Origin of the sequence: Mesorhizobium huakuii, assembly GCF_014189455.1 — a bacterium.
GTDB classification, from domain to species: domain Bacteria; phylum Pseudomonadota; class Alphaproteobacteria; order Rhizobiales; family Rhizobiaceae; genus Mesorhizobium; species Mesorhizobium huakuii_A.
The window spans coordinates 5,080,134-5,094,839 of record NZ_CP050296.1 but is presented as its reverse complement, the minus strand read 5'-3'; the positions used below and the strand labels follow the sequence as shown (position 1 = coordinate 5,094,839).

Genomic DNA, 14,706 nt, shown 5'->3' with positions numbered 1-14,706 from the left:
GGGAGAAGGTGTCGCCGAAGGCGACGCATGAGGGGTGCTCCAGCTTGGCAAGGACGGCGATCCGTCACCCACCCCTCAATCGTCTCGGCGCTACGCGCCGATCCACCTTCTCCCACAAGGGAGAAGGTGAGGCGTAGCGCTAGCGAACGCCGGCCGCGGCACCGGCCATTGTCGCGTCGACATTGGCAGCGTCGACGATCCCTGGTCCGGTCAGCACCGGCTTGGTCGGCAGGTCGAGCCCATAATTGACGAAGCCGTTCAGCAGCGACACGGCGAGATAGCCCTGGTCGACCGCGAACATCTGCGTGCCGGCCTTGATGCGCTGCAGGCCGGTCTCATCCATGTCGAAGGAAGCGAGCTTGACCTTGTCGCCGGCATTGGCCTGGCTGATGGCGTTGGCGGCGCTGTTGGCGTCGCCGGCGCTGATGGTGATGACTCCGTCGATGGTGTTGTCCTTCAGCACGGCGGCCTTGATCGCCTCGGCGACGGCGGTCGGGTTGCCGAAGCTGGATGAGGGCAGCGGCAACTGGCTCGATTTGCCGCCGCTCTTGGCGATGGCGTCGGCAATGCCCTTGCAGCGGTCTTCGGTGTTGGTGGCGCCCGGCAAGGTGTTGACGCACAGCACGTTCTTGGCGCCATGGCTGCCGTAATAGGTGCCGCCGCCAAGGCCGGCGGCGTATTCCTCATTGCCGACATAGTTCATGGCGCCGAGCCGCTTGGCCGCGTCCATGCCGCCGGAATTGTAGATGATGAGCGGCACACCTGCCGCAACGACTTCCTTGAAAGCGTCGTCCATGGCTTCCGGCACCCAGTCGGGGCCGACAATGGCGCTCGGCTTCTGGCTGAGCGCGGTGCGGATCAGCTTGGCGGCGTCCGGACCGAGATTGTCGTAGTTCTGCGGACCGAGCCAGGTCACCGAGCCGCCGGTCAGTTCGGCGACCTTGCCGGCATCGTCGGCGCCCTTCTTGACCTTCGACCAGAACGGGTCGTCCGCCTTGCCGCCGATGACGAAGATCTTCGCCCCGTCAGCCATTGCCGACGTGGCCGATGTCGCCGCCACGCCCGCAAGCATGATTGCCGTCAGCAGTTTCGTGATATTTTTCATTTCATTCCTCCCGGTTGCCGTCGTCAGACGGGTTAGAAAAAATTGAATTCATCTGCCGACGCGCCTCTCTCCCGTTGCGCGTCGCTAGATCAATGGTTCGCCGCGGCTTTGGCGTTCATGCGTTCCTTCTTTTTCTGGAAGCGGGCGTCCATCATGGCTTCGCCCTCTCGGGTGCCGTCGTGCCAGGTGCCGAACCACCGATCGAGCGGGATCAGGCCGTCGCCGCCATAGTTCACCTCGAAATATTTGTGGTGCAGGTAATGCGTATAGGCATGGCTGTTGACGGCCGTGTCCTCGGTCACTTCCAGCTTGTCGAAGCCGAGATGGCCATTGACGGCACCGAAGCCGGCGACATGCAGCTGGAACAGCGCGACGATCGGATTGGACGGGATGATCAGGTGCCAGAAGGCGACCGCGTGATAGAGGAACCCTTCCACCGGATGCATCGACAGCGACGACCAGGGCGACGGGTTGATCGAATTGTGGTGGACCGAATGGATCCAGCGATAGAGCGGTCCCCAGTGGATCAGGCGGTGGATGAAGAAGAAATGCACCTCGTGGATGGCCGGCGCGACCAGCACAAGGGCGGCGAGATACACCGGGTGATCCGACCAGCCGACCCACGGCACGTAGCCATTGGCAAAGCACCAGAGAAAGATGACTTCGACCACCGTCCATAGGGGAATGGTGATGAGCTATGCTGCAATTTGGGTGACGAGGCTGATCAAGCGGCGCTCTGCGGCTTCAGTTCAATGACCTCGATTCCATCCTGGAACGTTGCACCTGCGATGAGTTTAGGCAACTGATTTTGTCCTTTCAGTCGTCGCCACGTCCTGGCCGCGGCCATGACCAGCTTGAAGACCATCAGCCTGGCGGTTTTCGAGGAGAGTGAGCCCTTGGTACGCACCGTGCGATGGCGAACGGTCGCAAAGACGCTCTCGATGGGATTGGACGTTCGCAGATGATCCCAATGTTCGGCGGGGAAATCGTAGAACGCCAGCAAGGCATTCTGATCTTTGGTCAGGCAGTCGACCGCCTTGCCGTATTTCGCATCATATTTCTCGACAAAGACGGCAATCGCCGTCTCGGCTGAGGCTCGGTTCGGGGCGGAAAAGATTTCGCGCAAGTCCGTCTTCATGGCGGCCTGCACCGATTTCGGCACCTTGTTGAGCACGTTGGCTGTCTTGTGCACCCAGCATCGCTGGTGCTTGGTGCCGGGAAGGAGCTCATCGAGCGCTTTCCAGAAGCCAAGCGCGCCGTCGCCGACGGCAAGATCGGGCGCGATCTGCAGGCCACGACGCTTGACGTCGACCAGCAGCTCGCGCCAGCTCTGTGCGCTCTCACGAATGCCGGTCTGGAAGCCGAGCAGCTCTTTCTTGCCCTCGGGCGTGGCGCCGATCAGGACCAGCATGCATTCGGCATGATCTTCCATCCGGGCCTGCAGGTAGACCCCGTCCGCCCACACATACACATAGCGGCGCGCCGAAAGATCGCGCTTTTGCCAACGATCGTATTCGATGCCCCACTCCGCCGTCAGTCGCGTGATCACCGAGGGTGAGAGGTTCGGCGCCTCCTTGCCCAACAGAGCTGCCAGAGCTTCCTGAAAGTCGCCCGTCGAAATGCCGCGCAGATAGAGAACGGGAAGAAGCGCATCCAGACTTCGTGTCCGACGCGCCCATTTCGGCAGGATCGATGAGGAAAAACGGATGCGCTCCGCTTCACCGTTCGCGCCGCGATCCCGGACCTTCACCCGGCTGACGGGCACCGCCCCGATCCCCGTCTGGATGCTCCGCTCCGGCCCGTGACCGTGCCGGACCAGCCGGTCACGTCCGTCCGGAAGCTTGAGATCCCGCATCTCGGCAAGAAACGCTTCGGCCTCCATCTCGATCGCCTGCGCCAGCAATTTGCGCGCGCCGGTGCGAAGCACATCCGTCAGGGGATCATCGATTTCGTCGGGCTGACGAAGGCGAACAATGTTGATAGTCTCGTTCATGGCGTATCGCTCTCCTTGAGAGGTTCTGGCAGGCTTCATCACCCGCCTCGATACGCCGCCCTTCTCAAACCGTCATCACCCAGTTTCAGCCATAGCTCAATGGTGATGAAGAACGAGCGCAGGAAATTATCGAGGTTCTGGCTCTGGAACCAGAAGACGTCGGAGGGCGCATCGGCGGGGAATTTGTGGTTGTATTTGAACCGCGTCGCCTGGGCGCGCTTGATGTAGTAGCGCAGCTCGAAAATGCCGTAGAAGACGAGGATCGCAGCGGCATTGACGGCATAGAGCCACAGCGCCCAGCCCCAGCCGATGGTCTTCATCGTCTCGACGCTCGGGACGATATAGAACCAGTAGAGCAGTGCGGTGGCCATGTGGAAGGCATTCCACGGCCAGATATAGCCGGGCAGCCAGGCCAGGATCTTAGGCAGCCTGGGCGGCCAGTTCCATAAGGGCGCGCCCTCGATGCGTCCGTTCGGCTTCCAGTCGCCCCGCTTGTCGCGCACGCCGTATTTGAGATCGTCCATGCAATCCTCCACCCGCCATGCCTGGGGATGGCCGCCAGCGCGCTGCTGCCTCACACCGCCCTGAGGGCGGTGGGCGAGAAGCTCGTCCGCGCTGTGCTGCTGCTATCCCTAGGCTGGCGGTGCTTCCGCCTTGCTTGATTTCCCCGAGATAAGCATCTTGATCCAAAATGAATCAAGAATAGAATGTTTGTTCCAAATTGATTGTTTCATTCATATCAATCTCGCTCGGAGAATGATATCTTTGTATCAATTGCGACAGGCCGATGAGATAAAATGGATCAGGGCAAGCGGCCAACGATCAAGGATGTCGCCGCCGAGGCGAATGTTTCGGTGGCTACCGTCAACCGCGTGCTGAGCGGCTCAGGCGCCGTCCGCCAGGGCATGCGCGAGCGTGTCCGGCTGGCGGCCGAGCAGATCGGCTTCTACGGCATGGGCGCGTTGCGCAGCCGCGTGGCGGCCGCCCGACCGCGCTGCCGGTTCGGTTTCCTGCTGCACCAGCCCGGCCGCGCCTTCTACCGCAACATCGCCGAGGCGCTGCGCGCGGTGGCGCCGACCATGCCCGACTGCGAGATAGAGCTGCGCACGGAGTTTCTGGACGACCTGTCGCCGCAGAATGTCGCCTCGCGGATGCTGGCGCTCGGCACCGAATGCGACGCCGTCGGCGTCGTCGCCGCGGTCCATCCCCTCGTCACCCAGGCGGTGGACACGTTGCATGCCCGCAACGTGCCGGTGTTTGCGCTGATCTCGCAGATTTCGGCGACCGGACATGTGCGCTACATCGGACTGGACAATTGGAAGGTCGGCCGCACAGCGGCCTGGGTGTTCGAACATGTCTGCCGCGCGCCCGGCAAGCTCGGCATCCTCGTCGGCAACCACCGCTACCGCTGCCAGGAGATGAACGAGAGCGGCTTTCGCTCCTATTTTCGCGAGCACGCCCCTGGTTTCACCCTGCTCGAGCCGCTGCTGACTTTCGAATCCAGCGCCATCGCGCAGGAGATGACCGAAAAGCTGCTGAACGAAAATCCCGATCTGTCCGGTCTTTATGTCGCCGGCGGCGGCATCACCGGCGCTATTGCCGCCCTGCGCTCCACCGGCAGGGCCGGAAGCCTCGTCGTTGTCGGCTATGAACTGATGGAGTCGACCCGCCCGGCGCTACTCGACGGCACGCTGACCTTCGTCATCTCGCACCCCCTCGCCCGCATCGCGCAAGAGACCCTGGCTGGCATGATCCGCGCTGTCTCAGCACCGAACGAAAGCGGGAGTTTTACAAACATCCTGCCCTTCGAGATCTACACCCGCGAAAACATCTAGCAGGCTGCGCCCGACTCGCTGCCGACCCTGGGCGCGACTCAACGCCCGCGCGCCAGGCTCCCCAGGATGCCGCGCACTATCGCGCGTCCGACCGACGAGCCGACCGAGCGCACCACCGACTTGATCGCGGCTTCAGCCACCGTCTGGCGATTGGAGGGGCGCGGCGCCGGTGCGCGGCGGCCACCGGACTGCGGTGCGGGATCATCATTGCCGAAGCCTGGAATGGTCCAGCGCGAACCGCCAGTGCCCGCCTGCTGCGCCTGCTCTTCGGCGTCCTGTGCCTCCCTGGTCTTCTTCTGCAGGATCTCGAAGGCCGATTCGCGGTCGATGACCTGGTCGTACTGGCCGGCGACGGGGCTCTCCGCGATCAGCTTCTGCCGCTCGGCGGGGGTTATCGGCCCGAGCCGCGACGACGGCGGACGGATCAAGGTGCGTTGAACCATGGATGGAACACCCTTGTCCTCAAGTGTCGAGACCAGCGCCTCGCCGGTGGCGAGCTGGGTGATGGTGGTGGCGCAGTCGAAATCGGGATTCGGCCGGAACGTCTCGGCTGCTGTCCTCACCGCCTGCTGCTCACGCGGCGTATAGGCGCGCAGCGCGTGCTGAACACGGTTGCCGAGCTGGGCCAGCACCTTCTCGGGGATATCGAGGGGATTCTGCGTGACGAAATAGACGCCGACGCCTTTCGAACGGATCAGGCGGACCACCTGCTCGACGCGGTCGATCAGCACCTTTGGCGCCTCGTCGAACAGCAGATGCGCCTCGTCGAAGAAGAACACCAGCTTCGGCTGGTCGGGATCTCCTACTTCGGGCAGTTCCTCGAACAGCTCCGACATCAGCCAGAGCAGGAAGGTCGCGTAGAGCCGCGGGTTCATCATCAGCTTGTCGGCGGCCAGCACGCTGACGGCGCCCCGGCCGTCACGTGTGGTGCGCATGATGTCGGCGATTCGCAGGGCCGGTTCGCCGAAGAAGTTCGCCGCGCCCTGCTGCTCCAGCACCAACAGCGTGCGCTGGATGGCGCCCACCGACGGCTTGGTGACATTGCCATAGCGCGCGCTGATCTCTTCGGCGCGCTCGGCGATGTTGGCCAGCAACGCCTGCAGGTCCTTGAGGTCGAGAAGCAGCAGACCCTCTTCATCGGCAATGCGGAAGGCAATGTTCATGATGCCTTCCTGCGCGTCTGTCAGGTTCATCAGCCGCGACAGGAGCAGCGGTCCCATTTCCGAGATGGTGGCTCGGATCGGATGGCCCTGCTCGCCGAACAGGTCCCAGAAGATGACGGGGAATTCCTGAAAGTCGTAGGGGTCGAGCTTGACCTGCGCGGCCCGCTTGACCAGGAAATCCTGCGCCGTGCCCATCATGGCGATGCCCGACAGGTCCCCCTTGATGTCGGCGCAGAACACCGGCACGCCGGCATTCGAAAACCCTTCGGCCAGAATCTGCAAGGAGACGGTCTTGCCGGTGCCGGTGGCCCCGGTCACCAGACCATGCCGATTCCCATACTGCAGCAGCAATTCCTCGGGGCGCTGATAGCTGTCGTCGGGCTTGCGGCTGGCGCCGATGAAAATACTGGTGTCGTCAGCCATATCCAGGGTCTCCGCAAATTGATGTGTCAAAAGCCAGCCTTTGCCCGAAGGTATAGTGAGGCTGTTGCACAGCGACAATGACAATTGTCCAAAGCGGGCCTATCGCCGAAATCGGATTTTTGGAACTTGCGGATTTTGCTGGCGTTTGGCAATCGTTCATGGTTCGTCCACGCAAGCCGACCTATATCCAATGGATCGCATTCGGACCCGGGACGTGCATTGCGATAACCGACCGGGGACCGTAGACTGAACCGCCCGGCTGGTGCGGCCACATGAATGAGGAAGATGGATGGGCGCCGGAGCCTTGACCAAGGATGCAGAACCTGTGAACGCGGAGCGCCAGCGTTGGCTGGCCTTGGCGGAAAAGGCGTTGGCCGGCGCATCCTTCGAGGAAAAGCTGGTTTCGCACACCGACGACACCATCCGCATCGAGCCGCTCTACGACCGTTCGACCGGGGCCGAGCCGATCGTGCGCGCGAATCCCCGATCGCCCTGGATCGTCAGCCAGCGCGTCGATGATCCTGATGTCGATCGCGCCAAGGCGCAGGTCCTGGACGATATCGCGCAGGGCGCAACGGGACTGTCGCTTGTCTTCGAAGGTGCTCCGAACGCATTCGGCTACGGTCTGCCGAGGACTGCACAGGCGCTGGAGACGGTGCTGGAAGGCGTGCCCCTCAACCGGATCCAGATCCGCATCGACACCCACCCCTGGAGCCGCCCCATGGCCGACTGGCTGGTGGCGTTCCTGAGCAAGCGCCGCTCCGACCCGGCAAAACTCAACCTGTCCTTCGGCATCGATCCGGCGGCTATCCTTGCCGGCACCGGCCGGCTGCGCATGTCGATCGAGGCGCTGCAGGAATCGATGCCGCAATCGCTGGCACATTTCTTCTCGATGGGCGTTCCGGGCGTGCTGCTGGAGGCAGACGGTCGCGTCTTCCACAATGCCGGCGCCACGGAGGCGCAGGAGCTCGGCATCATGCTGGCTTCGGCTGTCTCGTATCTCAGAATGTTCGAGAAGGCGCGGCAACCGCTCGTCTATGCAGCACCGCATATCGGCTTCGCGCTCAGCGTCGACCAGGACCAGTTCCTGTCGATGGCCAAGGTCCGGGCGCTGCGCAGGCTGTGGGCACGGGTGCAGGAGGCCTGCTCGATCCCCAACTCGACAGCCAACATCCATGCCGAGACTTCCTTTCGCATGATGACGGCTTTGGACCCGGAGACCAACATCCTGCGCACGACGATCGGCTGTTTCGCCGCGGCGGCGGGGGGAGCCGATTCGATCTCCATCCTGCCGCATACGATCGCGCACGGCCTGCCGGCGCCTTTTGCCCGCCGCGTCGCGCGCAACGCGCAGCTGATCATGGCCAATGAAAGCCATGTCGACCATGTCGCCGATCCCGCCTATGGGTCCGGCGCGGTCGAAGCGCTGACGTCAGACCTTTGCGAAGCCGCCTGGGCGGAGCTGCAGACGATCGAGGCCGAGGGAGGTGTGCTGTTCAGCCTTCGGGACGGACACATCCAGAAGCGCGTTCGCGCCGCGGCCGCTCGGCGCGACGCCGCCTTTAAGTCCGGTGAGCGGGCGATCATCGGCACAACGCTCTATCCGCAGAAGGCCGAGCGTCCGGTCGAGACGCTGGACGCACAGCAGCGGCCTGCCTTCATCGAAGGCGTCGTCCTGTGCGAACCTCTCCCTCCTGTTCGCATCGACCAATCCATCGGGGCCGCCTCTTGATTCCGGATTTCAGTCAGGTCGGCTGGGCGCCACCGCGTCGCGCGCCGGTCGAGGTCAAGGGCCAGCAGGTGACGCCAGAAGGCCTTGTCGTCAAGCATCTCTACAATCAGGGCGATCTCAAGGGTCTGCCGCATCTCGACACCTATCCGGGCCTGCCGCCCTTCGTGCGCGGCCCCTACCCGACCATGTATGTCCAGCAGTCCTGGACGATCCGGCAATATGCCGGTTTCTCCACGGCCGAGGAGTCCAACGCCTTTTACCGGCGCAATCTTGCCGCCGGCCAGAAAGGCCTGTCGGTCGCCTTCGATCTCGCCACACATCGCGGCTATGACAGCGACCACCCGCGCGTTGCCGGCGATGTCGGTATGGCGGGCGTCGCCATCGATTCCATCCTCGACATGCGACAGCTCTTCGACGGCATTCCACTCGGTGACATGACGGTGTCGATGACGATGAACGGCGCGGTGCTGCCGATCATGGCGCTTTACATCGTCGCGGCTGAGGAACAGGGCGTTGCGCAGAAGGATCTGGCCGGAACCATTCAGAACGACATTCTGAAGGAGTTCATGGTCCGCAACACTTACATCTATCCGCCGAAACCCTCGATGCGGATCGTTTCGGACATCTTCTCCTACACGTCGAAGAACATGCCGAAGTTCAATTCGATATCGATCTCCGGCTACCACATGCAGGAAGCCGGGGCGACGGCCGACCTGGAGCTCGCCTACACGATCGCCGACGGCATCGAATATGCCCGCGCCGGTGTCGCGGCGGGCCTCGATATCGATCGCTTCGCGCCACGCTTGTCCTTCTTCTGGGCGATCGGCATGAATTTCTTCATGGAAGTCGCCAAGCTCAGGGCCGCGCGCCTGCTGTGGGCGACGCTGATGAAGAAGAATTTTGCGCCGAAGGACGAGCGCTCGCTGTCGCTGCGCACCCATTGCCAGACGTCCGGCTGGTCGCTGACGGCGCAGGACCCGTACAACAACATCATCCGCACCATGATCGAGGCGATGGCCGCGACCCAAGGGCATACCCAGTCGCTGCACACCAATTCCTTCGACGAGGCGATGGCGCTGCCGACCGACCATTCGGCGCGCATCGCCCGCAACACGCAGCTCATCCTGCAGAAGGAATCCGGCACTACGCGCATCATCGATCCGTGGGGCGGCTCGGCCTATCTCGAACGGCTGACCCACGACCTGGCGGCGCGCGCGCTGAGCCATATCGAGGAGATCGAGGCTCTCGGCGGCATGGCCGCCGCGACCGAGCAAGGCATCCCGAAGCTGCGCATCGAGGAAGCGGCGGCGCGCACGCAGGCGCGCATCGATTCCGGCGAGCAGATGCTGGTCGGCGTCAATGCGCATCGCCCCGAGAATGATATCGAGGTCGATGTGCTGAAAATCGACAATGCCGAAGTCAGGGCCCGGCAATTGTCGAAGCTGCAGCGGCTGAAGGGCACGCGCGAGGTTGCCGCCGTCGAAAGCGCGCTCGATGCGCTGACCCGCGCTGCACAGGGCAATGAGAACCTGCTGGAGTTCGCCATCCGCGCCGCGCGCGCCAATGCCACAGTCGGCGAGATTTCGTTTGCGCTCGAAAGAGCCTTTGGCCGCCACGTCGCTGTGGTGCAGACCATTTCCGGCGTCTATCGCAAGGCGCTTGGCGACAATCCCGTGGTCGACGGGCTGCAGGACAAGCTCGCAGCTTTCGAGAAGAAAAACGGCGGCAAGCCGCGCATCCTCGTTGCCAAGATGGGACAGGACGGCCACGACCGCGGGCAGAAGGTGATCGCCACGGCCTTCGCCGATCTCGGCTTCGACGTCACCGTCGGCGCGATGTTCCAGACACCGGAAGAGATCGCGAAACTGGCGGTCCAGCACGACGTCCATATCATCGGCGCCTCGTCGCTGGCGGCAGGCCATCTGACGCTGATACCGGAGTTGCGCGACGCGCTGAAGAAGCTTGGTCGAGGCGACATGCTGATCGTGGCGGGCGGCGTCATCCCGCCGCAGGATTACGACGCGGTGCTGCAAGCCGGCGCGGCGGAAATCTTCCCGCCGGGGACGGTTATTCCCGAGGCGGCGGACCGGTTGATGGATCGGCTGCTGGCAGCCAACTAGGCTATGCTACTCTAACTGTCCGACAGCTTGACGATTTCCCATTCCTTGCCGTTGACCGCAGCCAGGTCGCCGACCTTCTTGCCGAACAGGGCGACCGCCATCGGCGACACATGCGAAATCGTGCCCTTGGTGGGATCGGCCTCGTCCTCGCCGACGATCTTCCAGTGCACCTTCTTGCCGTCATCGCCTTCCAGCGTGACGCCCATGCCGAAACGGACGACGTCGCTGCCGGGCTCCGGCACGGAAAGCTCGGCGTTTTCGCGCCGGGCGGTCCAATAGCGCAAATCCCGCGACACCACCGCGATGCGCTCGCGATCGGCTTTCTTCTCGGCTTTCGCCAGAATGTCGCGCAGATCGGCCAGATTGTCTTCGATCTGCGCCAGGCCGCGCTCGGTCACCAGATTGCGGTGCGTGCTGATCGGCCGCTCACCAACACCAGCAATGGCATTCTCGCTGTCTTCTTCGCGGGTAAAAGCTCTGCTCATCTCCTGAACTTAGGCGCCGAGTGGCTACTCGACAAGCCATTGTCGATGCTTCGCGAAAAGGAACAGAATATCTGGCACGATTCCTGCGACATCGGAGATGAACACTGGGATTCTGTGCCGATGTTGAACAGACGAACGCTGCTGACGCAAACCGCCGGCTTTGCCGTGATGGGCCTCGCGCTTGGCAAGGCGGCGGCAGCCAGCCTGACCGGTATCGAAAAAGCTTCGATGCGCGGCTCGATCAATGCCACCGAACTCGGCGTACAACCCGGCACCTTCGACGATCAGAGCAAGGCCTTTGCCAAGCTGCTGCGTGACTCGAACGACCGCGATATACCGGCGTTCCTGCCGGCAGGCACCTATGTGGTGTCCAATCTCTCGCTGCCCAGCCGCGTGCGTCTTTCCGGCGTGCCGGGCGCCACGCGGATCGTCTATGGCGGCGACGGCCACCTCTTCATGGCCGAACAGGCCGACCATATCGAACTCAGCGGGCTGGTCTTCGACGGTTCGAATCGCTCGATGGGCGACTATGCGCAAGGACTGCTCGACCTGCGCCGGGTCGGCCATCTCGTCGTCGACAATTGCCAGATAACCGGCAGCGGCAAGAACGGAGTGGCGCTGGAACATGCGGCGGGCCGCATCGAACGCTCGGACATATCGGGCGCGGCGGACGCCGGCATCTATTCGGTCGAGGCAGCCGGGTTGGCAATCACGGACAACACCGTCTCCGACTGTGCCAATGGCGGCATCCTCGTGCATCGCTGGCAGGCGGCGGAGGACGGCACCATGGTTACCGGCAACCGTGTCGAACGGATCGGCGCGCGCAGCGGCGGAACCGGCCAGAACGGCAATGGCATCAATGCCTTCCGCGCCGGCAACGTCATCATCTCAGGCAATGTCGTTTCGGACTGCGCTTTCTCGGCGATCCGCGCCAATAGCTCAAGCAATCTGCAGATTTCAGGCAACACCTGCTCGCGCTCGGGCGAGACCGCGGTCTATTCCGAATTCTCCTTCGAGGGCGCCGTCATCAGCAACAACATCGTCGACGGCGCGGCCAACGGCATCTCGATCGTCAACTTCAACGAAGGCGGCCGCATGGGTGTCTGCTCCGGCAACATCGTGCGCAATTTGTCGACCAGCGGGCCTTACACAGCCGATCCGCCGGGATTCGGTGTCGGCATTGCCGTCGAGGCAGACACCATCGCTTCCAACAACGTCATCGAGAACGCGCCGCTCTACGGCATGTCGATCGGCTGGGGGGCCGTATCTGCGCAATGTCGTGGCCACCGGCAACATCATCCGCAAGGCCGGCACGGGCATCGTCGTCAGCGTGGTCGAGGGCGCGGGTACGGCCGTCATCTCCGACAATGTCATCGATGGCGCGTTGAACGGCGCCGTCATCGGTCAGCGATGGGCCGAGCCGGTGACGGCAGACCTCACCCAGCTAAGCAACAGCGGCTTTGCGCATCTGACGGTCGAGCGCAACCGCGTCAGCTGATTGCAGCTTTTAGTTCAAGGCCGCCGTAGGCCTCAGCGCCCCGACTGTGGCTCCGATCCGGCTTTTGATCGGTGCGTTTGCCAGTTCAATAAGCTTCGCCGCCAGAGCCTCGTCCGCACGCAGCAGCTTGGCCAGCACGGCGGCGACCATAGCTTCACTGGCGCGGCCGGCGCCATCATCGCATTTGATCGCTATGCCGAGGCCAAGTTCAGGTATTGCGCTGCAGTGGACGCCTTCGGCGCCGCCTTTCGCAAAGATCCGGCCCGGTGCTGCTTCCATCAGGGCGACGTCTTCGCGGCCGGTGCCGGCGACAAAGAAGGGTTCCGCCATGCAGGCTGAGAGCAGCCGCTTCGCCGCCTTGGCCCGTTCTGGACCAAAACCGTTTGTCGTCGCCATGCGGGCAAAGCCGAGCGCGAAACTCCTGAGCGGCACCGCATAGGTCGGGATCGAGCAGCCGTCGGTGGCCCGCTCATCGGCGCCGTGGACAGCGCCGGTGACCGACTGCATGGCGTCGCGCACCATCTCTTGCAGTGCGTGACCCGCCTTGACGTAGCCGCGGTGCGCAATGCCGGAGTGCACGCAGGTGCAGAGGAAGCCGGAATGCTTACCTGAGCAGTTGTTGTGCAGCGCATTGGGCAAATCGCCGGTGCGGGCGAGTGCAATCTCGGCGTCGTGGTTCGAGGGCCAATGCGCGCCGCATTCAAGCGCTGACTTGTCCAACCCGGCCTTGGCCAGCATGGAGCGCGCCAGTTCGACATGCGCCGGCTCGCCCGAATGCGAGGCACAGGCCAGCGCCAACTCGCGGTTGCCGAAGCCGTAGGCATCGGCAGCACCCGTTTCGACCAGCGGCAAGGCCTGGATGGCCTTGACCGCCGAGCGCGGAAACACCGGCTTCGAGGTGTCGCCGATCTCCAGGACCGGCTTGCCATCGGCATCGAAGACCGCGACGGCACCGCGATGCGCGCTCTCGACGATCGCACCGCGCAAGACTTCGATCAGAACCGGATTTGTCATGAACCCTCCCGCCAAATCCCAGTGTTACAGCGTCCTTTGCGCGCGCCCCAAAAGGCGCGCCGCGCTGTAATGCGGGCGGTTTACCTGATCCGGTCGAGAATGGAAACGTAGTTGGCGACGGCCGCGCCGCCCATGTTGAAGATGCCGCCTAGTTTTGCGCCCGGCACCTGGATGCCGCCGGCTTCGCCGACGAGCTGCATGGCAGTCAAGACATGCATGGAGACACCGGTGGCGCCGATCGGATGGCCCTTGGCCTTGAGCCCGCCCGAGGGGTTGACCGGCAAGCGGCCGTCCTTCGCCGTCGTGCCGTCCAGCGCCAATTTGGCGCCCTCGCCGCGCTTGGCCAGCCCCATCGCCTCATATTCGATCAGTTCGGCAATGGTGAAGCAGTCATGCGTCTCGACGAAGGACAGATCATCGAGCGTCACGCCGGCGTTCTTCAGCGCGCGGGTCCAGGCCTGCTCGCAGCCTTCGAAGGAGAGAATATCGCGCTTCGACATTGGCAGGAAATCCTGCACGTGTTCATTGGCGCGGAAGGCGACGGCGCGGCGCATCTTCAGGGCGGTCGCCGTGTCGGCGAGGATAAGGGCGGCGGCGCCGTCGGAGACCAGCGAGCAGTCGGTGCGCTTCAGCGGGCCGGCGACGAAGGGGTTCTTCTCGCTCTCCTGGCGGCAGAATTCGTAGCCGAAATCCTTGCGCATCTGCGCATAGGGATTATCGACGCCGTTCTTGTGGTTTTTGGCCGCGATCATGGCGAGCGCATCCGACTGGTCGCCATAACGTTGGAAATAGGCCTGCGCAATCTTGCCGAAGACGCCGGCGAAACCTGCGGGCGTCTCGCCATCCTCCGGCAGATAGGATGCTTTCAGCAGGTTCTTGCCGATCTCGGGACCGGGCGTCGTCGTCATCTGCTCGGCGCCGACCACCAGCACGATGCGGGCAGCGTTGGCATCGATCGCGCGAATGCCTTGCCGGACCGCCGCCGATCCCGTCGCACAAGCATTTTCGACACGCGTCGCCGGCTTGAAGCGCAGCCGGTCGTCGGCCTGAAGCACCAGGCTGGCGGTAAAATCCTGCGCCGAAAAGCCGGCGTTGAAATGGCCAAGCACGATCTCGTCGACCTCGTCCGGACCGATGCCGGCATGGTCGAGCGCGTCCGTCGCGACCTTGACGATCAGGTTTTCGAGCGTCTCGCCCTCGAGCTTGCCGAAGCGCGAATGCGCCCAGCCGACGATACATGCGGTCATGGCGGTCTCCATCCTTGGCGCCAGCCTAGCATATCGGGCTCATGGCGCTCTTCGCCTTTATTGTTCAAATATAAACATTCTTGCCGGAGCC

10 protein-coding genes and 2 pseudogenes are annotated in these 14,706 nt (G+C 63.3%); 4 read left to right on the top strand and 8 right to left on the bottom strand.

From position 1 onward, the window contains the following. Window positions 1-139 precede the first annotated feature (139 nt). From HB778_RS24470 to HB778_RS24455, 4 genes and pseudogenes are all read right to left on the bottom strand, one after another. Window positions 140-1,105, bottom strand: a complete 966-nt coding sequence (locus HB778_RS24470) for a sugar ABC transporter substrate-binding protein (protein WP_183457660.1) — start codon at window positions 1,103-1,105, stop codon at window positions 140-142. Between the two features lie 89 nt (window positions 1,106-1,194). Further along, a pseudogene (locus HB778_RS24465) lies at window positions 1,195-1,791 on the bottom strand (sterol desaturase family protein); the annotation flags it as partial. A gap of 38 nt (window positions 1,792-1,829) precedes the next feature. Further along, the gene (locus HB778_RS24460) at window positions 1,830-3,098 is read right to left on the bottom strand and encodes an IS256 family transposase (RefSeq protein WP_183457400.1); all 1,269 of its coding nucleotides are present in this window, start codon (window positions 3,096-3,098) and stop codon (window positions 1,830-1,832) included. 38 nt (window positions 3,099-3,136) lie between these two features. After that, window positions 3,137-3,622: a hypothetical protein gene (locus tag HB778_RS24455; protein ID WP_244661598.1), complete on the bottom strand. Its 486-nt coding sequence runs from the start codon at window positions 3,620-3,622 to the stop codon at window positions 3,137-3,139. Between the two features lie 273 nt (window positions 3,623-3,895). On the opposite strand from HB778_RS24455, the gene HB778_RS24450 reads away from it, so the two are divergent. Further along, the gene (locus HB778_RS24450; protein WP_183457658.1) at window positions 3,896-4,933 is read left to right on the top strand and encodes a LacI family DNA-binding transcriptional regulator; all 1,038 of its coding nucleotides are present in this window, start codon (window positions 3,896-3,898) and stop codon (window positions 4,931-4,933) included. Between the two features lie 38 nt (window positions 4,934-4,971). Here HB778_RS24450 and HB778_RS24445 read toward each other — a convergent pair whose 3' ends face one another. Further along, complete coding sequence (locus tag HB778_RS24445; RefSeq protein ID WP_183457656.1) at window positions 4,972-6,519, bottom strand: helicase HerA-like C-terminal domain-containing protein; 1,548 nt, start codon at window positions 6,517-6,519, stop codon at window positions 4,972-4,974. A gap of 289 nt (window positions 6,520-6,808) precedes the next feature. Between HB778_RS24445 and HB778_RS24440 the strand changes: the two genes are divergently transcribed. Both HB778_RS24440 and scpA read left to right on the top strand, forming a co-directional pair. Then, complete coding sequence (locus tag HB778_RS24440) at window positions 6,809-8,251, top strand: methylmalonyl-CoA mutase subunit beta (RefSeq protein WP_183457654.1); 1,443 nt, start codon at window positions 6,809-6,811, stop codon at window positions 8,249-8,251. Next, on the top strand, window positions 8,248-10,371 hold the full coding sequence (gene scpA / locus HB778_RS24435; RefSeq protein WP_183457652.1) for a methylmalonyl-CoA mutase: 2,124 nt from the start codon (window positions 8,248-8,250) through the stop codon (window positions 10,369-10,371). Before HB778_RS24440 ends, scpA begins: the two co-directional genes overlap by 4 nt. Before the next feature lie 11 nt (window positions 10,372-10,382). Here the strand turns inward: scpA and greA are convergent, their stop codons facing one another. Further along, window positions 10,383-10,856, bottom strand: coding sequence for a transcription elongation factor GreA (greA, locus tag HB778_RS24430; RefSeq protein ID WP_183457650.1), 474 nt, complete (start codon window positions 10,854-10,856; stop codon window positions 10,383-10,385). A gap of 120 nt (window positions 10,857-10,976) precedes the next feature. Between greA and HB778_RS24425 the strand changes: the two are divergent. Continuing rightward, window positions 10,977-12,354: pseudogene (locus HB778_RS24425) on the top strand (TIGR03808 family TAT-translocated repetitive protein). Between the two features lie 9 nt (window positions 12,355-12,363). Here the strand turns inward: HB778_RS24425 and HB778_RS24420 are convergent. Both HB778_RS24420 and HB778_RS24415 read right to left on the bottom strand, forming a co-directional pair. Beyond that, on the bottom strand, window positions 12,364-13,368 hold the full coding sequence (locus HB778_RS24420) for an asparaginase (RefSeq protein ID WP_183457648.1): 1,005 nt from the start codon (window positions 13,366-13,368) through the stop codon (window positions 12,364-12,366). Window positions 13,369-13,448: 80 nt separating this feature from the next. Continuing rightward, window positions 13,449-14,615 carry an acetyl-CoA acetyltransferase gene (locus tag HB778_RS24415; protein WP_183457646.1) on the bottom strand — a complete coding sequence of 389 codons (1,167 nt, stop codon included), beginning with the start codon at window positions 14,613-14,615 and terminating at the stop codon, window positions 13,449-13,451. Between the last annotated feature and the right edge of the window lie 91 nt (window positions 14,616-14,706).